This is a genomic window from Pseudolabrys taiwanensis (assembly GCF_003367395.1).
Lineage (GTDB): Bacteria > Pseudomonadota > Alphaproteobacteria > Rhizobiales > Xanthobacteraceae > Pseudolabrys > Pseudolabrys taiwanensis.
Genome location: NZ_CP031417.1, coordinates 5,198,657 through 5,222,993, shown reverse-complemented (window position 1 = coordinate 5,222,993; position 24,337 = coordinate 5,198,657). Strand labels below are relative to the sequence as shown.

The window sequence follows — 24,337 nt, the reverse complement described above, 5'->3', positions numbered from 1 at the left end:
CCGCGCGGCGAACGGCGTCGAATCCTTAAGGCGCCCGTGCTAAAGGGCGGCGGGAAGTGGACGCCCAAAAGGGCGGCGATCAGACGAGTCTGCAGTTGGGACGTGCGATGGATGGGAGCGTAGGAGTACCGGGATCGGGACCGGAAACGCGGGCGGAGGCGCTGGTCGCCTCCTACGAGCGTGCCGGCTATGCCAGGGTCACGCCTGCCATCCTGCAGCCGGCGGAGCCCTTCCTCGACCTTTCGGGCGAGGACATCCGCAAGCGCATGTACCTGACGACCGCGCCAGGCGGCGCCGAATTCTGTCTGCGCCCCGACCTCACCATTCCGGTGTCGCGCGATTACCTCGCCTCGCCGGCTGCCGGTCAGCCCGCCGCGTTCTGCTATCTCGGCCCGGTCTTCCGACATCGCGCCGACGATCCTGCCGAGTTTCTTCAGGCCGGCATCGAAAGCTTCGGGCGGGCCGACACCGCCGCGGCGGACGCCGAGATGCTCTCGCTCGGATTGGAAGCGACCGCGCATTACGGCCTCGCGGCGCCTTCGATCCAGATCGGCGACGTCGCCCTCTTCGCCGCACTGATCGCGGCGCTCGATTTGCCGGCGGCCTGGAAGCGGCGGCTGGTGAAGGACTTCAACCGCAAGACCAACCTGGCGCAGGACCTCGAGCGCCTCATGCTCGGCGGCAACAATGCGCGGCCGGAATATCAGGGCGTGCTCGCCGCGCTTGCCGGTTCCGACCCGAAAGGCGCGCACGCGCTCGTCACCGATCTGCTGTCGATCGCCGGCATCAGTGCCGTCGGCGGCCGCTCGGTGGCCGAAATCGCCGACCGCTTTCTCGAACAATCGGCCCTCGGCGCATCGACCAAGCTGCCGCGCGACGTGCGCTCGCTGATCGAGCGCTTCCTCGCCATCGGCGGCGATCCGGATGAAGCGGCCGTCGAGTTGCGCGCACTCGCCGCCGAAGCCGGCATGCTGGGCGAACTGTCGCCGGCACTCGACCTGTTCGAGAGCCGCACCGGCTTTCTTGCAGCGCGCGGCATCGACCTCAAGCGCGTGCAGCTCTCGACGTCGTTCGGGCGCGGCTTCGACTATTACACCGGCTTCGTGTTCGAGCTGACCGATCCTGCGCGCACCGGCGATCCGCTGGTCGCCGGCGGCCGCTACGACGGCCTGCTGACGCGCCTCGGCGCCCCCTCGCCGATCCCCGCCGTCGGTTTCGCAGTTTGGATCGAACGCCTCGCCGTCTATGGAGGCGTCCAATGAGCGCGCCGCTCATCATCGCCGTGCCGGCCAAGGGCCGGCTGCAGGAAAACGCCGAAGCCTTCTTCGCGCGCTCCGGCCTCAATCTCGTCAAGCCGCGCGGCGCCCGCGATTATCGCGGCGCGGTCGCCGGTCTCGACGGCGTCGAAGTCGCCTATCTGTCCGCGTCCGAAATCACCGCACAGCTCGGCGCCGGCGCCGTGCATCTCGGCGTCACCGGCGAAGACCTCGTGCGCGAGCAGATGCCCGACGCCGACGAGCGTGTGGTGCTGATCGAGGGGCTCGGCTTCGGCTTCGCCAATGTCGTCGTCGCCGTACCGCAGGCCTGGATCGACGTGCGCACCATGGCCGACATCGACGACGTTGCCACCGCGTTCCGTCATCACCACGGCCGCAAGATGCGGGTGGCGACGAAGTACATCAACCTCACGCGCGACTTCTTCTCGACGCATGGCGTCATCGACTATCGTATCGTCGAGAGCGCCGGTGCGACCGAAGGCGCGCCGGCCGCCGGCACCGCCGAACTGATCGTCGACATCACGACGACCGGCACGACGCTCGCGGCCAATGCGCTCAAGATCGTCGACGACGGCGTGATCCTGCGCTCGCAGGCCAATCTGGTCGCCGCGCGCAAGGCGGAATGGACCAGCGAGCAGCGCGACCTCGCCCGCGTCATCCTCGACCGCATCACGGCGCAAGCGCGCGCCAAAGCCTTCCGTGAAGTGCGCGCGCGCTTTGCCGCCTGCGACGGCAAATTGGTCGAAGAGGCCAAGCAGAAGTACGGCGTCGAGACGCCGTTCGGCGGCCCGACGTCGTCGGGCATGCTGACGCTGCACTGCCCGCCCGCGCAGGTCTACGCGCTGACGAGCTTCATGCGCGAGCGCGGCGCCGAAGCGGTGTCGGTCGCCGAGCTCGGTTACGTGTTCTCCAAGGACAATCCGCTTTACGCCAAGCTCGAGAGCAAGCTGCCGGCTGCCTAAGCGGCCAGCGGTTGCTTCGGGCTCGGCCCGACATAGCGCGATTGCGGCCGGATCATGCGGCCGCTCTGTTCCTGCTCCAGGATGTGCGCGGTCCAGCCGGCGACGCGGCCGACGGCGAACACATTGGTGAAGGTCGTGCGCGGCAGTCCGAGCGCCTCCAGCACCAGCGCGGTGTAGAACTCCACGTTCGTTTCGAGCTTGCGGTTTGCCTTGTGCACCGCCAGCGCTTCCAGCGCCACCGCCTCCACCTTCTCGGCGAAGCGGATGCGTCCGCCCTCGCGCAGATCCGACGCTACCCGCTTGAGCACGTCGGCGCGCGGATCCCGCACGCGGTAGACGCGGTGGCCGAAGCCCATCAACCGTTCGCCGTCGGCCAGCGCATCGTCGAGCCAGGGCCGAATGTTCGCTTCGCTGCCGATCGCATCCAGCATATCGAGCACCGGCCCCGGCGCACCGCCATGCAACGGCCCCTTCAACGCGCACAACGCGCCGACCACAGCGGACAACAGACCGGCGCGCGTCGAAGCGATCACACGCGCGGTGAAGGTCGACGCATTGAGACCATGATCGGCCACGGTGACGAGATAGGCTTCCAAGGCACGGGCATGCGCTTTGGAAACCGATGTACCGCGGATCATGCGCAGGAAATCCTCCGCATGCCCAAGCTTCGCGTCGGGGGCGATGGGCGTCTCGCCGCGCCGGCGTCGCACGATGGCGGCGGTGAACACCGCGGTCGCGGCGACCGCGAGCAAATGATGCGGCGTCGGGCTAGCGTCGGGGAGCCTCGACAATAACAGGCGCAACTCTTCGACTTCGGACAATGCGGCGACCGGCTGGATTTTGCCGAGCGTTGCGAAAGCCTCCACCCGCGCTTTGCCGAGCGCGACGCGGATGTCCTGTTCGGTGCAGGCATGGTCGACGAAACCGTCCCATAGCAGCGCCAGCATCGCCTCGACGCTGTAGCCCGCGACTTCTTCCAGATCGAAGCCGCGCACGATCAACCGGCCGGCGGCGCCATCGACATGGCTCAGGACGGTTTCGGCGGCGATGACGTTGTCCAGACCGGATTGGGTTCTGACTTCGGCGTTGGTTTGCGACATGGCGATACCTCGATGAATGACCTCGCTGCGAAGATTGTGGTAATCTCATAAATCGTCAATATTGATTGATATAATCAATCTATGGCCATGACACGGAACCTCATCGACGCCGCCAGCGCGGCATCCCGGCTCGGCATCACGCGCGCGACTTTGTACGCCTATGTCAGCCGCCATCTCGTGCAGACGCACGCCGATCCGGACGACCCGCGCCGCCGGCTCTACAGCGCCGACGACATCGCGCGGCTCGCCAAGGCGAAAGCACGCGGACGCAAGCCCGCCGTCATCGCCGCGACGACGCTCGATTGGGGATTGCCGGCGCTCGACTCGCGCATCGCGCTGATCGACGGCGGCAAACTGTATTACCGCGGCCAGGACGCGGCCAAGCTCGCGCACGACCAGAGCCTCGAGGCGGTCGCGCGCTTGCTGTGGGACTGCGGCGACACCGATCCTTTCGCCGCGCCGGCGCCGCGCCCGTCGGCGAGCTGGCCCATCGTCGGCAAACAAATGCGCGACGCTTTGCCGACCGAGCGTTGCACGGCGCTGCTGCCCTTGGCCGGGATCGGCACCACCGTGACATGGCGGCATGCGGCGCAAAGTTTGTGGACGGATGCCGCCGGTCTCCTTCGCGCGATGGCCGCCGCGGCGACCGCGACCGAGCCAAGCACGCTGCCGATCCACCGGCATCTGGCGCAGGCGTGGCGCGCCGGCCCACGCAAGGCGGAATTGATCCGCGCCGCGCTGGTGCTGTGCGCCGATCACGAACTCAATGCCTCGGCCTTCGCCGCACGCGTGATCGCATCGACCGGCGCGTCCTTGAGCGCGTGCCTGTCGGGCGGTCTCGGCGCCCTGTCGGGTCCCTTGCACGGCGGCACGACGAGCCTCGTTGAAATGCTGTTCGACGAAGTCGATCGCGTCGGCGACGCAACGCGCGTGGTGCGTGAGCGGCTGCGGCGCGGCGATCAGCTGCCCGGCTTCGGCCACCCGCTCTATCCGGACGGCGATCCGCGCAGCCGCGCGCTGCTGCGCCTGTTGCCCGCCGACAAGACCCGCAACGCATTGATCGACGCCATTGGCGCCATCGGTGGACACACGCCGAATGTCGATTTCGCGCTAGTGTCGCTGCGGCGCGCGGCGCAACTGCCCTACGGGGCCGCGCTCGCGCTCTTCACGGTCGGGCGCACGGCCGGCTGGATCGCACATGCGCTGGAGCAACAAGCGAGCGGCGCGATCATTCGCCCGCGCGCCCGCTACACCGGGCCCGCCCCGACCTAACGCGCGTCGTTACGATTGTCCGCGATCGGCCTTGGGCTTCTCGGTGCGGAACACCAGGAAATGCGACAGGGAGAAGTTGACCACGAAGCTCACCGCGATCGCGACCACTTTCGCCGCCCAGGCGGGGATATGGGCGAGTTCCACCAAACACCAGACCGTCGCCGTGTTGGCCAGGAAGCCGGCGAATTGCGACGCGGCAAAGCCGAGGTACTGGCTGAAGCCCAGTTTGCGCCCGGATTCGGCGGCAAAGGTGATGGTGGAATTCATCACGTAGGAGCCGGTCACCGCCACAATCCAAGCCAGCGTATTGGCGACGATGATCGGCAACCCCAGATAGTAGTAGGCGAACGAGAATATGGCGAAATCGATCGCCGAATTGATGAGGCCGACAAAGGCAAAGCTGATCGCCTTGAGCACGATGGCGCGCTCGTGCCAAGCCTCGGTCAATCGGTCGCGGATGTTTCGTAGGGACTTGAAGGTCATTATTTCCCGCTTAGCATGGTGCGGCGCATCCTGGTAGGGCGGGGCGCGACATCAACCCGGCGGTACGGTATAGGTCGCGCGAAGGCGACAGCACAGCAGGTTTCACGACGATGACGGCCCAAACCACACGATCCAGCACGCGGACGGCGCAGACGCGCGCCACCCAGGGGCTGTCCATCGTCGTGCCGGTGTTCAACGAGTCCAAGGGACTGCCCTCCCTGCACGAGCGCATCTCCGAGGTGGCGCGTTTTCTGCACGCCAAGCGCGGCCTCGCCGTCGAGATCGTCTATGTGGACGACGGCAGCCGCGACGACACCTACCTGGTGGCGCAGGCGCTGCCGGCCACCGCGGCGGACGTTCAGGTCGTCTCGCTGTCACGCAATTTCGGCAAGGAAGCGGCTCTGCTCGCCGGCCTCGACCATGCCCGCCTGGGCGCCGTCATGTTCATGGACGGCGACGGCCAGCATCCGCCGAGCCTGATCGAAACCTTGGTGTCCCGCTGGCTCGATGATGGCTACGACGTCGTCTATACCGCCAAGGCGCACCGCGAGAGCGAGCCCAAGCTGCGCACGCTCGGCGTGAAGTTCTTCTACGACCTGATCAACTGGGGCCAGCGTCAGAAAATTCCGGAAGACGCCGGCGACTTCCGCCTGCTGTCGGCGCGCGCGGCCGCGGCACTGCGCCAGATGCCGGAGCGCAACCGTTTCTTCAAAGGCCTGTCGAGTTGGATCGGCTTCCGGCAGGTGCGCGTCGATTACGAACCGGCGCGGCGCGAGCACGGCAAGACGACCTGGAACGTCTGGACGCTGATCGGCCTGTCGATCGAGGGCCTGACCTCGTTCACGGTGGCGCCGCTCCGCCTCGCAAGCCTGCTCGGCGCGCTGTTCGCGGCGACCGCGCTTCTTTTCGGCATCTGGATCATGCTCGAGACGATCCTGTTCGGCAAAGACGTGCCCGGCTATCCCTCGCTGGTCGTCAGCATCATGATCATCGGCGGCGTGCAGCTTCTGATGATCGGCATCCTGGGCGAATACATCGGCAAGATGCTGTCCGAGATCAAAGCGCGGCCGGTCTATTTCGTCGCCGAACACAGCGTCAAGCACGCCGACGAGACCGAGACGGATAAGCCGTCGGCCTTGCACGTGGCGGAATAACGTGACCGCGACCCGCCGGATCTGGCTCTGCGCCGACGATTACGGCATGGCGCCCGGCGTCAACGACGCCATCCGCCAGCTCATCCTCAACGGCCGGCTCAACGCCACGTCGGTGATGATGCCGGCGGCATATATCGGCGCCGACGAAGTCGATGCGCTGGAAATGCTCAACGCCGGCACGACCCGCGCCGCCATCGGCCTGCACGTCACCCTCACCGCGCCGTTCAAGCCGATGAGCAACGGCTTTGCGCCGCTGCGCGGCGGCGCCTTCCCGCCGATCAACGACATGATGCGGCTCGCCATGACACGGCGGCTCGACATCGAGCTGCTGACGATCGAGATCGCCACGCAACTACAGGCGTTCCTGTCCGCCTTCGGCCATATGCCCGATTTCGTCGATGGCCATCAGCACGTGCATCTGCTGCCGCAGGTGCGCAACGCCTTCCTCAGGGTGGTGAGCGAGATCGCACCCAACGCCTGGGTGCGGCAATGCGGCCGCGTCCGTGCCGGCCGCGCGCTGCACGATCCGAAATCGCTGGTCCTCGACGTGCTGAGCCTCGGCTTCAAATCGCAGGCCGCGCGCCACGGGCTGACCACCAATCCGGCTTTCGCCGGCGCCTATGCCTTTACCCCCAAGGCGCGCTTCTCGCGCATTTTCCCGCGCTTCCTCAGAGGCCTGCCGGATGGCGGCCTGATCATGTGTCATCCAGGCTTCGTCGATTCGGCCTTACAAAGCCTCGATCCGGTGACGACGTTGCGCGAGCACGAATTCGCCTTTTTCAATTCGGATGCTTTCCTGCACGTGCTCGCGGAATCGGGCGTCACCTTGGCGCAGCCCTCTGGCGAAGCGAGGGGCGCCGCCTAGATACCGGTTCGTGCCAGCGCGCATTGGGAGGAAGCAATGACCCCGCAAGAACGCCAACTGGTCGACGATCTTTTCGATCGCCTCGCCAAGCTCGAGACCGCGCCGCGCGATCCCGACGCCGAGCATTCGATCATCGAAGGACTCCGGCGCGCGCCGAACGCGGTCTACGCGCTGGTGCAGACCGTTTTGGTGCAGGACGAGGCACTCAAGCGCGCCGATGCGCGCATCCGCGAGCTCTCCGGCGAAAGCGAGCAACCGCAGCAGGGAGCCGGCTTCCTCGATAGCATGCGCGAGGCTTTTCTCGGCCGCGCGCGCGGTTCGGTCCCCAGCGTCCCGCTCGGCCGCGATGCCGGACCCGGACCGGATCAGCGGTGGAATCAAGGCGGCACGTACCAGAGCCAGCCCGCGCCGGGCTACAACGCACAGCCGGGCTATGGCGCACAGCCCGGCGTCGGCGCGCAGCCGGGATACGGAGCGCAGCCAGGTGGCGGCGGCGGTTCGTTCCTCGGCACGGCGGCGGCTTCGGCCGCGGGCGTGATCGCCGGCAGCATGCTGCTCAATTCAATCTCATCGATGTTCGGCCACCATGGCGGACAGGCCTTCGCCTCGACGCCCTCGGATACCTCGCCGTGGGGCGGCAACGCCGCGAACAGCGATCTCGCGCGCGACGCCGGCTTAAACGATGTCGGCAGCCGCGGCGGCTCGTCCGATCAGCAGACCGCGGGTCTGTTCGGCGGCAATCCCGACAACGACGACTATGGCGACGATGCCAGCGGCGATGATTTCGGTGGTGGCGACTTCGGCGGCGACGATTCGGCGTGACGGTCATTGCGCGCAGTCGATATTCGTCCCGTCATCCTGAGATGCTCGCGCGCAGCGCGAGCCTCGAAAGATAGACGGCCGACGCGACAGCCTGCGTAACGAACAACCGCGTCCTTCGAGGCTCGCGACGCTCGCACCTCCGGATGACGGCTCATTAGCGCCGCAAGTGAATTACATCACCACCACTTTGGCGCCGACCTTCACGCGCTCATAAAGATCGATGACGTCCGAGTTGCGCATGCGGATGCAGCCCGACGACACGTTGTGACCGATGGTCCAGGGCTCGTTGGAGCCGTGGATGCGGTAAAGCGTCGAGCCGAGATACATCGCGCGCGCGCCGAGCGGATTGTTCGGTCCGCCGGCCATGCGATGCGGCAGGTAAGGCTGACGCTCCAGCATCTCCTTCGGCGGCACCCAATCCGGCCACTCTTTCTTCGCCGAGACCGCGTGCACGCCGGCCCAGGTGAAACCGGGACGGCCGACACCGACGCCGTAACGCAGCGCGCGCCCGCCGGGCTGCACGAGATAGAGGAAGTGGTTCGGCGTATCGATGACGACCGTGCCGGGCGCTTCCTTACCGTTGTAAGCAACTTCCTGCCGCATGAACTGCGGATCCATCTGGAAGCCGGGACGTTGCGGCTCGAGGACCTGCTCGTTCGGATCCGCGTTGGCGTAGACCTGCCGGTCCGGCGGCGCCGCATAAGTTTGCTGCGGATATTGTGGCGGCGCCGCGTACTGCGGAGCCGCATATTGCGGTGGCGCAGCGTATTGCGGCGGCGGGATGGAGCCGCGCGGGCGATCACCGAACACATATTCGATGAAGCCGCCGCCGAGATCGCCGCGCACCTGCGGTGGCTGCGAGACCACCACCATGCGCGGCTGCGGCTGCGCGTAATACTGTTGTGCCGAGGCGTTGCTGGCGATCAGCAAGGCGGTCGAAGCGAGGAGGAACGCACGTGACATGGCGACGATACAAAGCCCAAACCGCAACCGAATGGTAAACTGCGCATGCACCATGATGATCAGGCTTTATTTTGGGTAAAAGCCGCATCGACATGGTAAACGCATCGTGTCGCTGTGGCGCAACGCCGCGTTAATGGCCGTTGAGCTAGGTTGCGCCTCTGAAGGGGCACTCGCGTGCAGCGCAAGACTTTCCGCATCGAGCAGATGATGACGTCGAACGAGCGACGCCGCGCGACCGCGGCGCCGGCGCACGATCTCGTCGCTTTGCACGACCTCGTCACCCGCCAGAAGCAAGATCTCGCCGCCCTCATTCACGACGGCAAGCAGCGCCGCATGACGCTGGCTGCCGGAGAGCTCGGCGCCGCGGTCGAGTCGATGGAAAAGGCGACGCACGACATCCTGAAATCGGCGGAAGGCATCGATGCGCAAGCACGGAAGCTGAGCACAACGAGCGACGACAACGTGCAGGCACTCTCGCGCAGCATTCAGAGCCAAGTCGCGGAGATCTACGAGGCCTGCAATTTCCAGGATCTCGCCGGCCAACGGATCGGCAAGGTGATCGAGCTGCTGAGCATGATGGAAATCCGCCTCGCCGCCATGTTGTCCCCCGAGGATGCCGCGACGTCCGCCGCGACAGAGTCGGAGGATCGCCTCCTCAACGGCCCCAAGCTCGACGGTGCAAGCGGCCATATCAGCCAGCGCGAGATCGATCAGTTGTTCGGCTAAGCCGGACGCTTGATCACGGCGAAGCAGCCAAGACCGATCGCAACGAAGACGTCGGCGAGCGCCAGCGCCGCGCCATCCGATACGCGCTCGACGACAAAAGCCATCACCAGTGGCGCCACCGCCTGCATCATCAAGAACGGCTTGGCGATGCGCCCGACCAGCAGGCCGTAGCCGGCCGCGCCGAACAGCGAGAGTGGCACCGCGCCGCGCGCGATGGTGACGAGTCCGTTGGCGCCGCCGAACATCAAGGCGAACGCCGCCGCCACCGGCACCGACATGCCGAGCAGCGCCAGCATCACGAAGGCGCAGAGCAACGCCGTGAGCGCGCCGCGCACGACCCATAACGGATGCACGTCGCGTCCGAACACAAACTCGATGATCCGCGCACCGACCTGCGCGGGGCCGAACAGCGCGCCGATCATCACCACGGTGCCGGCGTCGATGCCGCTGCGGCCGAAGATCGCGAGAAGATGCGCGGACAGGCCGGACGGCACGAAGGCATAGGCGCCGAACGCCGCGGCCACCAAGGTGAACGCAAGTCCGTGCGCCGGCAGCACCTGCGCCGTGGCGCGCGATTCGCCGTCTTTCGGCGGCTTGGCCTCGTAACGGCTGCGCGGCAGCACAAAGGCGTGGAGCGGTGCGGCGATACAGGCGAGCAGTGCGGCGTAGACGAGATACGTGCCTTGCCAGTGAACGCGCTCGATCAAGACATGCGTTGTGGGCCAGCTCACAGTGGAGGCAAAGCCGCCGGCGAGCGTGATAGCGGTGATTGGCTGGCGCGCGGCTGCGCCGAAGATGCGGCCGAGCGTCGCGAAGGCGGCATCGTAAAGGCTGGCCGCGAGGGCCACACCGAGCAGCATCCACACCGCGTAATAAGCGACGGGGTGCGTGACGTAGGCGATCAGCACGAGTCCGAGCGCGCCGACGAGCGAACCGAGCGACATGGTCATGTGGCCACCGAGGCGGTCGATCGAGCGCCCGACGTAAGGCGCCATCATACCGGCGGTGAGCAGCCCGACCGAAAACCCGCCCATGGTGAAGGACATCGACCAGGACCGCTCGGCCGCGATCAAAGGCACGATCAGAACGGGCGTGTAGAAGATGCAGCCCCAGGCCAGGATCTGCGTGACGCCGAGCACCGGCACCGCGCGCCAAGGGCCGGAGATGAAGTCGCGCAGTCCAATCACAATGGCCCCACGGTCTCCGTCATGCGCGGGCTCAGCCCACGCATCCATGATGAGCGGCCACGAAGGATTAGCTCACAGGGGCCTGCTTTTCCGGATTCTCATCATGGATTGCAACAGAATGCGGGTCTACCCGCGTTCTGGCCGATAGCTTGTTGCAAGTCGGGCAAAGCCGACTTGCAAGGGATGCACCCGGCAATGGACCGGACGAGGTCAGGTCTTAGGCTTCGGCGCCGGCTTTCTGGCGGCCGGCCGGCGCGGCTTGGCCGGTTTCTGGCCTTCGGCGCCGCAGCGGACATACACCATCGTGCCGTAACGACCCTGCACTTCCGGATCCATCCAACGCAGGATCAAGACGCGGCCGTCGAATTGAACGACTTCGCGGTCCTGCTGGCTGCCCGGCGGGTCTTCGGCGGGCCCGACGTAGGTCTTGCCGCCCGGCGCGCCTTTGAGCCGCAGCTCGGTCGGGGTCGATTGGTCGGCAAGGTGCATCATGACGCCGCCGGTCGGTCCCATGGTGATGACGTAAGGCTGACGGCATCCGCCAGCGGCGGCCGCCTCGGTGCGCGCCCGGTCTTCGTCGCGGTGGTAGGCGGCGAGGCCCCAGCGCCCGACGATGTCCTGCGACGGGAAGGCCGGCGGCAGGGTCGGCGTGACCGGCGGCGGAGGCGGCTCGGTCGGCGGTGTCGTCGTCGACAAGCTCGAACATCCCGCCAAAACCACGGCCAAAGCAGCAATGGCCAGCAATGACGACGGACGGGTCTTGAAACGGCTCATCGGGACTCCTTGGGAATGGAGGGGAACATTGCGTGGCATCGGCGGCAAGCGCAAGCGCGCTTTGTGGTAGCCGCAAACGAACGGACGGGCTGTGTCGTTCCGGTCGCGGTTGCAGCCGCCCAGCTTGACTCCCTGCCCGTTACCAAATATCTCCCGGGCAGCCTTCTGGCACTCTGGGTAAGCGAGTGCTAACGGCTTAAGAAATCGAGACTTTCCGGTACACGAGACGCGCATCAGCGCCGACGAGGAAGCCATGGCCAAAACCAAATTCCGTCCCCTGCACGATCGCGTGGTCGTGCGCCGTATCTCCGCCGAAGAGAAGACCAAGGGCGGCATCATCATTCCGGATACCGCCAAAGAGAAGCCGCAGGAAGGCGAAGTCGTCGCCGTCGGCCCCGGCGGCCGCGACGAGAGCGGCAAGCTCACCCCGCTCGACGTGAAGGCCGGCGACCGCGTGCTGTTCGGCAAGTGGTCCGGCACCGAAGTGAAGATCGACGGTGAAGAGCTCCTGATCATGAAGGAGTCCGACATCATGGGCGTGGTCGGCTAACGCCTTTCCTCGTCCCGAGAGGCGCCCGTCGGGCGCGTCTCGACGGACGGGGGCAAGAAGTCTTCGGCCTCATCCTTCGAGACGCCGCCTTCGGCGGCTCCTCAGGATGAGGATCAACCTCAAATCCATTGGAGTAGTTCAAATGGCTGCCAAGGACGTCAAATTTTCCGGCGACGCGCGCGACCGCATGCTGCGCGGCGTCGACATTCTCGCCAACGCGGTGAAGGTCACGCTGGGCCCGAAGGGCCGCAACGTCGTCATCGACAAGAGCTTCGGCGCGCCGCGCATCACCAAGGACGGCGTCACCGTCGCCAAGGAGATCGAGCTCGAGGACAAGTTCGAGAACATGGGCGCGCAGATGGTGCGTGAGGTCGCGTCCAAGACCAACGACATCGCCGGCGACGGCACCACCACCGCCACCGTGCTCGCCCAGGCCATCGTGCGCGAAGGCGCCAAGTCGGTCGCGGCCGGCATGAACCCGATGGACCTCAAGCGCGGCATCGACATCGCGACCGCCGCGGTGATCAAGGACATCGAAAAGCGCGCCAAGAAGGTCTCCTCGTCGGCTGAAGTCGCGCAGGTCGGCACCGTGTCGGCCAACGGCGACACCCAAATCGGCAAGATGATCGCCCAGGCGATGCAGAAGGTCGGCAACGAGGGCGTGATCACGGTCGAGGAAGCCAAGGCGATGGAGACCGAGGTCGACATCGTGGAAGGCATGCAGTTCGACCGCGGCTACATCTCCCCCTACTTCGTCACCAACGCCGAGAAGATGCTGGCCGAGCTCGAGGACGCCTACATCCTCCTGCACGAAAAGAAGCTCTCGGGCCTGCAGTCGATGCTGCCGGTGCTCGAGGCCGTCGTTCAGTCGGGCAAGCCGCTGATCATCATCGCCGAGGACGTCGAGGGCGAAGCCATCGCGACGCTCGTCGTCAACAAGCTGCGCGGCGGCCTCAAGGTCGCGGCCGTCAAGGCGCCTGGCTTCGGCGATCGCCGTAAGGCCATGCTCGAGGACCTCGCAATCCTCACCGGCGGTCAGCTGATCTCGGAAGATCTCGGCATCAAGCTCGAGAACGTGACGCTGCAGATGCTCGGCCGCGCCAAGAAGGTCGTGATCGAGAAGGAAAAGACCACGATCGTCAACGGCGCCGGCAAGAAGGCCGACATCGAAGCGCGCGTGCAGCAGATCAAGGCGCAGATCGAGGAGACCACCTCGGACTACGACCGTGAGAAGCTGCAGGAGCGTCTCGCCAAGCTCGCGGGCGGCGTGGCCGTTATCAAGGTCGGCGGCGCCACCGAAGTCGAGGTGAAGGAGAAGAAGGACCGCGTCGAGGACGCGCTGAACGCCACCCGCGCTGCGGTGGAAGAAGGCATCGTCCCCGGCGGCGGCACCGCCCTGCTCCGCGCCAAGAAGGCGGTCGGCAAGCTCTCGAACGACAACTCGGACGTTCAGGCCGGCATCAACATCGTGCTCAAGGCGCTGGAAGCCCCGATCCGTCAGATCGCGGAAAACGCCGGCGTCGAAGGCTCGATCGTGGTCGGCAAGATCCTCGAGAACAAGGACGAGACGTTCGGCTTCGACGCGCAGAACGAAGAGTACGTCGACATGGTCGCCAAGGGCATCATCGACCCGGCCAAGGTCGTGCGCACGGCGCTGCAGGATGCGAGCTCGGTCGCGAGCCTCCTGATCACCACCGAAGCGATGGTCGCCGAGCTGCCGAAGGAAGCGGCTCCGGCCATGCCCGCCGGCGGCGGCATGGGTGGCATGGGCGGCATGGGCTTCTAAGAGAAGCCCATCTCTAGGAGTGATCGAAGTCGGGCAAGCCCGACTTCGATTGGCTTCTAAGAGAACCCCATCTCTAGGAGTGATCGAAGTCGGGCAAGCCCGACTTCGATTGGCTTCTAAGCAAAGCCCGTCTCCAGAAACGACGAAAAGGCCGCCGCGAGGCGGCCTTTTTGCTGCGCGCGACAGAAACCGGAACCCGCTCTGCGCGTTGGTTGCCCATGGCCGCTAAGCACTCAAAGACCGTCGTTTACGCGGCGTTCGCCGGCAATCTGCTGGTCACCCTCACCAAGTTCGTCGCTGCGTGGTGGACCGGCTCCTCGGCGATGCTGAGCGAAGCCATCCACTCGGTGGTCGACACCGGCAATCAACTGCTGCTGCTCTACGGCCTGCACCGCGCCGATCTGCCGCCGGACGAGCAGCACCCGCTCGGCTACGGCCGCGAGCTCTACTTCTGGAGCTTCGTCGTCGCGCTCATCATCTTCACCGCGGGCGCGGGCGTCGCCTTCTACGAAGGCGTGCAGCACATCGCCAATCCGCACAAAATCGTCGATCCGCACGTCAGCTATATCGTCCTCGGGCTATCGGCGCTGTTCGAAGGCGCCACATGGTGGATCGCGCTCCGCCAGTTCAGCAAGATGAAGGGCGATGTCGGCTATTTCGAAGCCGTCCGCCGCAGCAAGGACCCGCCGACCTTCATCGTCCTGTTCGAGGACAGCGCGGCCCTGATCGGCCTCGCCATCGCCTTCATCGGCACCTTCGCGGCGCAGACCTTCGACATGCCGGTTCTCGACGGCGTTGCGTCGATCGGCATCAGCATTCTGCTCGGCGGCATCGCACTGGTGCTGGCGCGCGAAAGCAAAGGGCTGCTGATCGGCGAGCCGGCCAGCCGCCGCGTAAGCGAGGCCGTCTACGCGATTGCCCGCGGCGCGCCCGGCGTCGAGCGCGTACGCATCATCTTTACCGTGCATCTTGCACCGGACCAGATCGTCGTGGCGCTCGCGCTCGAATTCAACGATGCGCTGACGACGCCCGAAATCGAGACGACCATCGACACGCTCGAGCGGCGCATTCACGAGGCGCAGCCGGACGTGGTCGCGGTCTTCGTCCGGCCGCAGCCGGTCGAGCCGCAAATGCCGTCCGTCGGCCGCTTCCTCCGCCGCCGAAAGATTCTCGGCGATCTCAGTGGCTTGAAGCGTGGAAGCGAAGCGCCGCCGGACCGCTAAGAACGACGGTGTCGCCCTTGCCTTGCCACTCGGTGACTTGCGTCAGCGCCGTCAGCAGATCCTGATCCGCCTGCATACGCTCAGGCGTGCATTGGCCCGGCCCTATCATGCTTGGCAATTCTTCCGGCAGCGGCGCGGCCTCGATCTTGATCGCGCCACCGGTGATTTCGATGCGGCCCGGCACGGTCTTGCACCACAGATCGATGACCGCGTTGCCATTCTGCTCAACGGTCAACATCGGAAAGCGCTTCGACGGCCCCATCCGCTTCGCATCCAGAATGAGCTCCCGCTCGAAAGGAAACTCGTCGGCCGCATGTGCGCAAAACGGCAGGAGAACAGTCAGCGCAACGGCACAACAAACCGCTCGCCATAGAGCCGGACTGCCATGGAACAGGCGATAAGTTTTCATGGTGGTCTCCGGAAACCGGGCGCGGCCGCGACCGTTCGAACGGTGCACATGCAAGCTGACGCCAGTTCAGTCAAGCCGCATTTCACGCAGGTCTGAGCACCATCGCCGACCGAACAGCGGACAGCGCGGCTGCATGGCACTGCCGTAGTCTATCGTGGCCACACGTCGGGAGACGAACATGCCGAGGAGCGAACGTCCTCGGCATGTTCCAGAACGGCGTGGCGGCGAGAGCCTAATCGCTGATCGCCCCGATCAGCGCATTCGCGGTGCGCAGCAGACGCTCGTCGCGTCCCGGTGCGCCGATGAGCTGCGCGCCGATCGGCAGGTCTTCGTCGTTCATGAGCAGCGGAAGGTTGAGCGCCGGAAAGCCGACCAGGGTCCATAGCGAACAGAACACCGGATCGCCGGTTGCGTCCTGTCCAAGCGGTGCGACGCCCGGTGCCGATAGTGTGATGATCGCATCGGCGAGTTGCTCGAAAATGCCCCAAAGGCCTTCCGCGTAATGCTCGGCATCGCGCAGCGCCGCAAGATATTGCACGGCGGTGACCGAACGCCCTTCCGCGATCAAGGCGGCGAACTTCTCGCTCACCGGGCCTTCGTCGGCGAAAGATCCAAGATTGTGCGCCATGTCGGCCGCCATGATGACGCGCTGCGCTTCCCACGCGCCGGCGAAGCCGTCCGGCAGGTCGGCTTCTTCGGCGCCGACGGCGCCGGCCAGCTCTTCAATCGCCTCCTGCGCCTCGGTATCGGCCTTGTCCCACATCGGCGTGCGCACGAAGGCGTAGCGCGGCGGCACCTGCGGCTCCTCCGCCGCCGCCGCGCGGAAAGCAGGCGCGGCATAGGCCCGGCTGTCGGGATCGGCGGCATCGTGGCCGGCGAGCACGTCGAGGATCAAAGCAAGGTCCTCAACCGAGCGGCCGAAGGCGCCGACGTGATCAAGCTTTCCCGACAATGTCAGCGCGCCGGCGCGCGAGATGAGGCCGTGCGTCGGCTTGATGCCGAACACGCCGCAGAAAGCGGCGGGACGGATCACCGAGCCGTTGGTCTGGGATCCGATGGCGAGCGGCACCATGCCGGCCGCGACCGCCGCGGCCGAGCCCGACGAGGAGCCGCCGGGTGTGCGCGTCAAATCGCGTGGATTGCGCGTCTTGCCGGGATGGAAGTAAGCAAACTCTGTCGTCACCGTCTTGCCGAGGATCACAGCGCCCGCTTCGCGCAACTTGGCGACGATGGTCGAGTCGGCTTCCGGACGGCGGCCGGCCATGACCGGCGAGCCGCATTCGGTCGGGTAATCGGCCGTATCGAAGATGTCCTTGATGCCCACCGGTACGCCGTGCAGCGGGCCGAGCCGACCGCCGTCGGCCTTGTGACGGTCGAGCGCCCGCGCTTGCGCCAACGCATGGTCCGCGTCGACGTGGACAAAGGCTTGAATGTCGGGCTCGGTGGCCGCGATGCGGTCGAGGCATGCGCGGGTCAGGTCTTCCGCCGAGATGGCACCACGCGCAATGTCGGCGGCGGCCTCGGCGGCCGTGAGTTCGATCAGATCGGATGAGGACAAGGGACTGGTTTCCAGGTGAGAAGTCGCGGCGATGATAGCACCATCGCCGCGCCTTTAATCAACCGCCGCCGTAGAGATAGGCCGGCAGCCAAAGAGTCATACCTGGCCAGAGATACATGATGACCATGCAGACGATCACGATCAGCATATAGGGCATCATGCCGGCGAAGATCTGGTTCAACGTCACATGCTTGGGCGCCACACCCTTGAGATAGAACGCCGACATGGCGACCGGCGGCGACAGGAACGCCGCCTGCAAGTTGACGAAGACCAACGTGCCCCAAAGTATCGGGTCGATGTTGAAGTGCTTGAGCAGCGGCAGGAAGATCGGCACGAAGATCACGATGATCTCGGTCCATTCCAGCGGCCAGCCGAGAACGAAGATGATGGCCTGTGACAGGATCATGAACTGCACCGGCGACAGGTTCAGCGACAGGACCCAGTGCTCGACCAGCGCCTGGCCGCCGAGAATGGCGAAGACGCCGGAGAACAATGCCGAGCCGACGAACAGCCAGCACACCATCGCCGTCGTCTTGGCGGTGAGGAACACCGCCTCCTTGGTCCGCTTCCAGTCCAGCGTTCGCGCCTGAAAGGCGAGCAGGAAGGCGCCCGCCGCGCCGACCGCGGCCGACTCCGTCGCCGTCGTGATGCCGAACAGGATCACCGCCAGCACGACGACGGTGAGGATGCCGAGCGGCATGATCGACGACGACAGGAGCTTGATCACCTCCAACCGATCGGCGTTCAGCCGCGCGTAGTAGCGCACCTGCCACACGGCGCAGAGCAAGGCGATGCCGGCAAACCACCAGTAGAAGCTGCTTCCCGGTCCCTGATCGACGGGCGCAGAAGGCGCCGCCGCAGGCGCAGAGCCGAGCTGCTCGAGGCCCTCCGGCGCGGCTTCCACCGCCACCTGCGGATGGATGACCACGTACCACCACACGAGATAGAGCGTGCCCGCCGTCAGGATGAAGGGCACCAGCGACGCGGCGAAGTTCTTGACGAGCGCGCCGTAGGTAACCGGCCCTTTGTCGGTCCGGAGCGTCTTGGCCCGCGCCGGCGCACCCAGCGCCTTCAACAGCCCGACGAACATGTTCTCGCCATACGCGGACTGGAATTTGCGCATCCAGTCCGGCACCGGAACCGTCGTCTGCTCCGGCGGCAAGGGCGGCGCGATCTTCGGATTCAGCATCGCCCAGCCGACGATGTAGACGAGATAGAGCAGCGACAGGAAAAAGCCGGGGAACATCGCCGCCGCGTAGAGCTTGACCACCGACTGCCCGGCGACCGCCGCGTAGACGATGATCATCACCGATGGCGGAATGAGGATGCCGAGCGTGCCGCCCGCCGTGATGACGCCGGAGGCGAGCTTCACATCGTAGCCGGCGCGCAGCATCGGATTGAAGGCGATGACGCCCATCAGCACCACCACCGCGCCGACCAGGCCCGAGGCAATGCCCCAGAAGGTGCACACGATGAGCGTCGCCACCGCGAGCGAAGCCGGCACGTTCCGGAAGGCGAGCTGGATCGAATAGAACATCTTGTCGACCAGCGCGCCGCGCTCCATCACGTAGCCCATCAAGACGAAGAGCGGGATGGATATGAGCACGTCGTTGGTCATCGCACCGTAGGTGCGCTGAACCATCAATTCGAACACCTTGTTGTCGGCGAACAGGTGCGTCGGGTCGTAGAAAGCGATGAAGCCGAAGACGATGCCGAGCCCCATCAGGGTGAAGGCCGTCGGGAAGCCGAGCATGATGACGACGACGATGAGCCCCAGCATCAGGAGCCCGAGTGCTGGATCGCTCATTTGTTCAGGTCTCCACCCATGCCCCGCTGGCGGGCGACCTCGTCGATCTCCTGCGCCCTCTCGATCGCGGTCTTGCGCGATTCCTCGTCGACATATTCGCTGTTGGCGAGCTGTTCGCCGACCACATCCATCTCGGCGACGTCGTGCAGGCGGCTCGGCCATTCGCCCGTCTTCAAGCAGACGATCGCGCGCACGATCTCGGCGACGCCTTGCAGCATGACCAGCGCGCCGGCGATCGGAATGACCGTCTTGAAATGATAGACTGGTGGTCCGTTAGCGGTAACGTTCGAGTGCTCGGCGATGCGCCAGGAGTCCGCGGCATAATCGGCGCCGGCATAGATGAGCGCGGCAATGCCGGGAATGAAGAACACGACGTAGAGCACGAGATCGAAGGCGGCCTGCGTCCGCGGCCGCATCGAGGAGTAGAGAAAGTCGCCCCGCACATGCGCGTTCTGCGCCAAGGTGTAGGCGCCCGCCAGCATGAACAACGTGCCGTACAGCATGTTGGTGAGATCGAAGATCCATGCCGTCGGCATGTTCATGATGTAACGCTTGAACACCTCGATACAGACCGCGAGCATCAAGATGATGATCAGCCACGCCGCCGCCTTGCCGACCCACGTGCTGATGCCGTCGATCGCGTGTAGGAATCGCTGCGCTTGCATTGCGTCCTGCCGTTCCGGCCTTCAACGCAGCGCATTCGCGCGCAGCCGGTGAAGGCTACCCCCAGGTCCCGGACCGCGAGCCTGCGCCCTGCGTCCGGCTGCGTTTCAAGCAAAACACCATTCGGTTTGCGGCCGAATGGTGCTTGCTGCTTGTTATTGCCGTTAAATCTTCTTCGCCGCGCCGTTGGCGCCGAAGTAGTGGTCGAACGCCATGCGGCGGTTGACGACCGTGTCCTGCTCCCAGCGCGCCGCCCGTTCGGCGAAGGCGAGCTGCGACTGCAGGATCTTCTTGAACAGCGGATTCTCGGCCGCCTTCTTCTTGGCGACGTCGTCGTAGATCTCGATCTGCTGCTTGAGGATCGCATCCGGCGTCTTGTAGAACTTCACGCCGTTCTTCTGCTGCAGTTCGACATAATCCTGCGAATAGCGATCGATGGCCTTCCAGGACATGTCGGCGCTCGCCGCATCGACCGCGTTGGCGATGATCGCCCGCATCTTCTCCGGCAGCGCGTTGTACTTGTCCTTGTTGAACATGATCTCGAACTGCTCGGCGTTCTGGTGGAAGCTCTGCAGCATGCAGACCTTCGAAACGTCGGCGAAGCCGAGTGCCTTGTCCGACGAGGCGTTGTTGAACTCCGCCGCGTCGAGCAGGCCGCGGTCCATCGCCGAGACGATCTCGCCTCCGGGCAATGCGTTCACCGCCGCGCCCATGCCGGTGAACACGTCGATGGAAATGCCGACGGTGCGATACTTGAGGCCCTTCATGTCGTCGGCTTTGGCGATCGGCTTCTTGAACCAGCCGAGCGGCTGCGTCGGCATCGGCCCATAGGGGAACGACACGACGTTGGCGCCAATCGACGAATAGAGCTCGCTCAACAGCTCTTTGCCGCCGCCGTATTTGTGCCAGGACAGCAGCATGTTCGCGTCCATGCCAAAGGCCGGCCCCGAGCCCCACAGGGCGAGCGCGGTCTGCTTGCCGTAGTGATAGACGAGCACGCCGTGGCCACCGTCGAGCACGCCTTTCGACACGCCGTCGAGCAGGCCGAAGGCCGGCACGACCGCGCCGGCGGGCAGCACCTCGATCTTGAGATCGCCGCCGGTCATGTCGTTGACCTTCTTGGCGTAGTCGAGCGCGAATTCGTGGAAGATGTCCTTCGACGGCCAGGTGCTCTGCCAGCGCATGCTGATCGGACCCTGCGCCTTGACGACCGCCGGCCCCGCCACCGTGGCTACGCCCGCGACCGCGGCGCCGCCGAGAAACCGGCGACGAGTCGCACGTGTAGTGTTCCCTACCTTGGTCATTGATTGCCCTCCCTTGGGACTTTGATTTCGGCGTCTTTTGGTTTTGTTATGGAGTTTTAAGCACTAACACCGACGCCTTGAACGTTAGTCTGTATTTATTTTTAAGACGCGGCAAGCCCGAATCTAGCGCTATCCGTGTATCCCTGTCCGTGCCCGGCTGCGATAACGCGTCAGACTAGCCGCATGTGCGATGCCGAAATTGTGTGAGACCGCGAAAGAAGCGCCGGTCCGGATCGGACGCAGACGCCATCGTCGTGACAAAGTATCGCGGCCGTTGGACGACTAACCGGCCGTGTTGCGCGGCAGCAGGAGAGACCCGTGAGACGCATGATTTCGACCCTTGCCACCGTCTGGCGGATCGCCAGTCCCTACTTTTCGTCGGAGGATCGCTGGCCCGCCCGCCTGCTGCTCGCGGCGATCATCGCCATCGAGCTGGGCATCGTCGCGATCAACGTCCTGCTCAACCAATGGAACGCGCGCTTTTACAACGCGCTGCAGGACCGCAATTGGGATTCCTTCGTCTACGAGCTCGGCTATTTCTGCGTTCTGGCGACCATCTTCATCATCGTCGCCGTCTACCAGCTCTACTTGAACCAGTGGCTGCAGATCCGCTGGCGGCGCTGGATGACGCGCACCTATCTCGACCATTGGCTCGCCGGGTCCAACCATTACCGGATGCAGTTGCTCGGCGACGCCGCCGATAACCCCGATCAACGCATCGCCGAGGACATCCGCCTGTTCATCGACGGCGGCATCCTGCCACTCGGTCTCGGCCTGTTGAACTCAGTGGTGACGCTCGGCTCTTTCGGCGTGATCCTATGGAATTTATCGGCGACCGCGCCGTTACATCTGTTCGGTGTCGCCTGGAATATTCCCGGCTACCTGTTCTGGGCGGCTCTGCTCTACGCCATTCTCGGCACGGCGCTCACCCATTGGATCGGCCGTCCGCTGGTCGCGCTGAACTATCAGCAACAGCGCTACGAAGCCGACTTCCGTTTCAACCTCGTGCGCGTACGCGAGAATTCCGAACAGATCGCGCTGCTCGAGGGCGAGCCGGCCGAGCGCGACCAACTGCTGGGACGCTTCGGTCAATTGGTCGACAACTGGATGGCGATCATGAAGCGCACCAAGCGGCTGACCTTCCTCACCGCCGGTTACGGCCAGGTGGCCTCCGTCTTTCCGATCATCGTCATCAGCCCTGCTTATTTCGCCGGCGCGGTGCAGCTGGGCGGCCTGACGCAGACCGCCTCCGCCTTCAGCAGCGTGCAAGGCGCACTGTCGTTCTTCGTCGACGCCTATCGGCGCCTCGCCGAATGGGGCGCGGTGATCGAGCGCTTGAACGGCTTCGACCAGTCGGTGGCCGCCGCGCGCGCGGTGGCGAAGACGCCGCCGGTGATCGCGGTCAAGCCCGACGACGGCGGCGTGGTGGCCTTCGAAGACCTGACGGTCAAGCTGCCGAGCGGCGTGCCGCTGGTGAACGCGCATGACATCTCCATCAAGCAAGGCGAGCGCGTTCTGGTGAGCGGGCCGTCGGGCGCCGGCAAATCGACGCTATTCCGCGCCCTGGCCGGCGTCTGGCCATTCGGGCAAGGCCGCATCCACGTGCCCAAGAACGCCAAGGTGATGATCCTGCCGCAGCGGCCCTACTTCCCGATCGCGCCGCTCGCGCAGGCCGTTGCCTATCCCGCGGAGCCGGGCCAGTTCGACGCGGAGAAAGTCGCGGCGGCCATCGCCGCTGTCGGCTTACCGGCACTCGCCGAGCGAATCGACGAGGAAGCGCATTGGAATCGCATGCTGTCGCTCGGCGAGCAGCAGCGACTCGGCATCGCGCGCGCGCTGCTATATGTGCCGGACTATCTCTTTCTCGACGAAGCCACCGCATCGCTCGACGAGCCCTCGGAGGCCGCGGTCTATCGCATCCTCACGGAACGGTTGCCGCAGACGACCATCGTGTCGATCGGCCATCGCAGCACGCTGGTCGCCTTCCACCAGCGGCGGCTGGGCTTCACACGTGACGGCAGCCAATTCGCGTTGCGCGACGAGAGTCTCACGCCAGCCGAGTAAGCCGCCACCGCAGCGGGCCGGCCAGCCGCATGGCCGGCGCCAATCCCGAGCGGCAGGTCGCCAGCGATACGACGCCGGCGGCCATTGGCGCCGCACCAATGCAAAGGGCGGCGGCTGTTTCCAGCCGCCGCCCTAAACTTAGCGTCTCAATCGCGCAGTCGCTTTACTTCAGAGCGCCGAGCGTGAGGTCAGCCGAGAGCTTGGCGATGAAGGTCGCACCGCACCAGCGCGACTCGAGAGCGCCGCCAGCACCGGTCGGCGAAGCACCCGGATCGCCGGTGAGCAGGGCGCAGTCGCTGCGCGACAAGTTCGTGTCCGAGTAACGCAGGTCGACGGTGAAGACCTTCCAGGTGAAGCCGACGCCGACGTTCCAGGTCGTGTAGCTCGGCAGCTTCGTCGCCGCGACCGGCGCGAAACCATCGACGCTCAGCACGTCCGTGGTCCCGAGCTCCTGACGGCCAACTTCGCCCGAGAGGTAGGCGCCGATGCCGTTCGGGAACCAAGTGCCCGGCGCGGTGAACTTCGCCGTGCCCGAATAGTAGGTGCCCCACGCGCCGGTGCCGAGGTAGCTCGGCGTGTAGTTGATGTTGCCGCCGAGAGCGATGAGGTCGTTAACGGTCCAGGTGGCCTTGCCGTAGACTTCGTAGAAGCTCGCGTTCTTGAAGGCCGGCGTGATGGCGCCGTTCTGGATGTAGGTGCTGTCGCCGCCGGGATAGTAGTAGTACCAGAAGCCGATATCGAAGGCGACCGGACCGACAGTCGGGCGGATACCGCCATAGAAGTCGACTTCGGCGGAAGCCTTGTTCGGGAATTTGATGCTCTCGGCCGACATGCCGGCGTACAGCTGCAGCGTATCGGTGATGTTGTAGCGCGGCTCGAAGTACGCAGCGACCGACGGCCGATGGGCCGACTGCGTGTAACCGCGCCACATGTAATCATTCATGATCGCGGAGCCGAAGGCGATGTCCCACGGGCTCGGCGCCGCGACGACCGGCGCCTTGACGGCCTTCACCGCCATATCCGCCGCAAGGGCGGGCGCGGCAGCAGAGACTGCGCATGCCGCAACAACCGACAAAACTAGCTTTTTCATTTCCACCTGCCCCTTTTTGGTTCGATCGACTTCCAGCCGACTTACTCCGCCCGCTCCCCCCGACGTACAGAACCGTCTCTAACGATCCGGCTGCGATCGACCCGTACGCCACAGGACGTGCATTACCACGAAATTTACACATCTACGGCTGCAATGCGGCAAGCTGAAAACATCAGCAGTTGCTGACTTTTTAGGCGTTTACGGCGGTTGTCGACATGAAGAGCCACGACTGTGGCGTCTTTGTCACATTTGAACGATGCAAGGCTGTGAGAAAAATTGTTTGAGTTCAAACGAATAA

At 65.2% G+C, this 24,337-nt stretch carries 22 protein-coding genes; 11 read left to right on the top strand and 11 right to left on the bottom strand.

Translation table 11 applies throughout. From position 1 onward, the window contains the following. Nucleotides 1-107: 107 nt before the first annotated feature. Both DW352_RS24885 and hisG read left to right on the top strand, forming a co-directional pair. Nucleotides 108-1,262 carry an ATP phosphoribosyltransferase regulatory subunit gene (locus DW352_RS24885; protein WP_115693854.1) on the top strand — a complete coding sequence of 385 codons (1,155 nt, stop codon included), beginning with the start codon at nucleotides 108-110 and terminating at the stop codon, nucleotides 1,260-1,262. Further along, nucleotides 1,259-2,239 carry an ATP phosphoribosyltransferase gene (gene hisG / locus DW352_RS24880; protein WP_115693853.1) on the top strand — a complete coding sequence of 327 codons (981 nt, stop codon included), beginning with the start codon at nucleotides 1,259-1,261 and terminating at the stop codon, nucleotides 2,237-2,239. The genes DW352_RS24885 and hisG overlap by 4 nt, the downstream gene beginning before the upstream one ends. Here hisG and DW352_RS24875 read toward each other — a convergent pair. Then, entirely contained in the window at nucleotides 2,236-3,339 is a 1,104-nt protein-coding gene (locus DW352_RS24875) for a citrate synthase/methylcitrate synthase (RefSeq protein ID WP_115693852.1), read from the bottom strand. The genes hisG and DW352_RS24875 overlap by 4 nt on opposite strands. 87 nt (nucleotides 3,340-3,426) lie before the next feature. On the opposite strand from DW352_RS24875, the gene DW352_RS24870 reads away from it, so the two are divergent. Then, complete coding sequence (locus DW352_RS24870; RefSeq protein WP_115694595.1) at nucleotides 3,427-4,611, top strand: citrate/2-methylcitrate synthase; 1,185 nt, start codon at nucleotides 3,427-3,429, stop codon at nucleotides 4,609-4,611. Nucleotides 4,612-4,620: 9 nt separating this feature from the next. Here the strand turns inward: DW352_RS24870 and DW352_RS24865 are convergent, their stop codons facing one another. Continuing rightward, nucleotides 4,621-5,094 carry a GtrA family protein gene (locus DW352_RS24865; RefSeq protein WP_115693851.1) on the bottom strand — a complete coding sequence of 158 codons (474 nt, stop codon included), beginning with the start codon at nucleotides 5,092-5,094 and terminating at the stop codon, nucleotides 4,621-4,623. A gap of 110 nt (nucleotides 5,095-5,204) precedes the next feature. Here DW352_RS24865 and DW352_RS24860 point away from each other — a divergent pair, with 110 nt between their 5' ends. The 3 genes from DW352_RS24860 to DW352_RS24850 are packed head-to-tail and all read left to right on the top strand — an operon-like array spanning nucleotide 5,205 to nucleotide 7,935. Then, nucleotides 5,205-6,248, top strand: coding sequence for a glycosyltransferase family 2 protein (locus DW352_RS24860; protein ID WP_115693850.1), 1,044 nt, complete (start codon nucleotides 5,205-5,207; stop codon nucleotides 6,246-6,248). Nucleotides 6,249-6,294: 46 nt separating this feature from the next. Further along, the gene (locus DW352_RS24855; RefSeq protein ID WP_115694594.1) at nucleotides 6,295-7,113 is read left to right on the top strand and encodes a ChbG/HpnK family deacetylase; all 819 of its coding nucleotides are present in this window, start codon (nucleotides 6,295-6,297) and stop codon (nucleotides 7,111-7,113) included. 36 nt (nucleotides 7,114-7,149) lie between these two features. Further along, nucleotides 7,150-7,935 carry a DUF2076 domain-containing protein gene (locus DW352_RS24850; RefSeq protein WP_115693849.1) on the top strand — a complete coding sequence of 262 codons (786 nt, stop codon included), beginning with the start codon at nucleotides 7,150-7,152 and terminating at the stop codon, nucleotides 7,933-7,935. 171 nt (nucleotides 7,936-8,106) lie between these two features. Here the strand turns inward: DW352_RS24850 and DW352_RS24845 are convergent, their stop codons facing one another. Then, entirely contained in the window at nucleotides 8,107-8,898 is a 792-nt protein-coding gene (locus DW352_RS24845; RefSeq protein ID WP_115693848.1) for a L,D-transpeptidase, read from the bottom strand. Between the two features lie 174 nt (nucleotides 8,899-9,072). On the opposite strand from DW352_RS24845, the gene DW352_RS24840 reads away from it, so the two are divergent. After that, a complete protein-coding gene (locus DW352_RS24840) occupies nucleotides 9,073-9,624 on the top strand; it encodes a protein phosphatase CheZ (RefSeq protein WP_115693847.1) in 552 nt (183 codons plus the stop codon). Here the strand turns inward: DW352_RS24840 and DW352_RS24835 are convergent. After that, complete coding sequence (locus tag DW352_RS24835; RefSeq protein ID WP_115693846.1) at nucleotides 9,621-10,811, bottom strand: MFS transporter; 1,191 nt, start codon at nucleotides 10,809-10,811, stop codon at nucleotides 9,621-9,623. The genes DW352_RS24840 and DW352_RS24835 overlap by 4 nt on opposite strands. A 210-nt stretch (nucleotides 10,812-11,021) precedes the next feature. Beyond that, nucleotides 11,022-11,585, bottom strand: a complete 564-nt coding sequence (locus tag DW352_RS24830) for a hypothetical protein (protein WP_245434241.1) — start codon at nucleotides 11,583-11,585, stop codon at nucleotides 11,022-11,024. A gap of 253 nt (nucleotides 11,586-11,838) precedes the next feature. Here DW352_RS24830 and groES point away from each other — a divergent pair, with 253 nt between their 5' ends. The 3 genes from groES (at nucleotide 11,839) to DW352_RS24815 (ending at nucleotide 15,144) form a co-directional block, all read left to right on the top strand. Further along, nucleotides 11,839-12,135 (top strand): co-chaperone GroES, encoded by a 297-nt coding sequence (gene groES / locus DW352_RS24825; RefSeq protein WP_115693845.1) that lies wholly within the window; start codon nucleotides 11,839-11,841, stop codon nucleotides 12,133-12,135. A gap of 142 nt (nucleotides 12,136-12,277) precedes the next feature. Next, nucleotides 12,278-13,921: a chaperonin GroEL gene (gene groL / locus DW352_RS24820; protein WP_115693844.1), complete on the top strand. Its 1,644-nt coding sequence runs from the start codon at nucleotides 12,278-12,280 to the stop codon at nucleotides 13,919-13,921. A gap of 218 nt (nucleotides 13,922-14,139) precedes the next feature. Beyond that, a complete protein-coding gene (locus DW352_RS24815) occupies nucleotides 14,140-15,144 on the top strand; it encodes a cation diffusion facilitator family transporter (RefSeq protein ID WP_115693843.1) in 1,005 nt (334 codons plus the stop codon). Here DW352_RS24815 and DW352_RS24810 read toward each other — a convergent pair. From DW352_RS24810 to DW352_RS24790, 5 genes are all read right to left on the bottom strand, one after another. Beyond that, nucleotides 15,101-15,553, bottom strand: a complete 453-nt coding sequence (locus DW352_RS24810) for an META domain-containing protein (protein ID WP_162827187.1) — start codon at nucleotides 15,551-15,553, stop codon at nucleotides 15,101-15,103. The genes DW352_RS24815 and DW352_RS24810 overlap by 44 nt on opposite strands. Nucleotides 15,554-15,785: 232 nt before the next feature. Next, nucleotides 15,786-17,111, bottom strand: a complete 1,326-nt coding sequence (locus tag DW352_RS24805) for an amidase (protein ID WP_115693841.1) — start codon at nucleotides 17,109-17,111, stop codon at nucleotides 15,786-15,788. Nucleotides 17,112-17,169: 58 nt separating this feature from the next. After that, nucleotides 17,170-18,918: a TRAP transporter large permease gene (locus DW352_RS24800; RefSeq protein WP_115693840.1), complete on the bottom strand. Its 1,749-nt coding sequence runs from the start codon at nucleotides 18,916-18,918 to the stop codon at nucleotides 17,170-17,172. After that, nucleotides 18,915-19,583 (bottom strand): TRAP transporter small permease subunit, encoded by a 669-nt coding sequence (locus tag DW352_RS24795; RefSeq protein WP_115693839.1) that lies wholly within the window; start codon nucleotides 19,581-19,583, stop codon nucleotides 18,915-18,917. Before DW352_RS24795 ends, DW352_RS24800 begins: the two co-directional genes overlap by 4 nt. A gap of 162 nt (nucleotides 19,584-19,745) precedes the next feature. Further along, nucleotides 19,746-20,885 carry a TRAP transporter substrate-binding protein gene (locus DW352_RS24790; protein ID WP_115693838.1) on the bottom strand — a complete coding sequence of 380 codons (1,140 nt, stop codon included), beginning with the start codon at nucleotides 20,883-20,885 and terminating at the stop codon, nucleotides 19,746-19,748. Between the two features lie 318 nt (nucleotides 20,886-21,203). Here DW352_RS24790 and DW352_RS24785 point away from each other — a divergent pair, with 318 nt between their 5' ends. Next, nucleotides 21,204-22,949: an ABC transporter ATP-binding protein/permease gene (locus tag DW352_RS24785; RefSeq protein WP_115693837.1), complete on the top strand. Its 1,746-nt coding sequence runs from the start codon at nucleotides 21,204-21,206 to the stop codon at nucleotides 22,947-22,949. Between the two features lie 163 nt (nucleotides 22,950-23,112). Here DW352_RS24785 and DW352_RS24780 read toward each other — a convergent pair whose 3' ends face one another. Then, the gene (locus tag DW352_RS24780) at nucleotides 23,113-24,039 is read right to left on the bottom strand and encodes a TorF family putative porin (RefSeq protein ID WP_115693836.1); all 927 of its coding nucleotides are present in this window, start codon (nucleotides 24,037-24,039) and stop codon (nucleotides 23,113-23,115) included. Nucleotides 24,040-24,337: the final 298 nt, after the last annotated feature.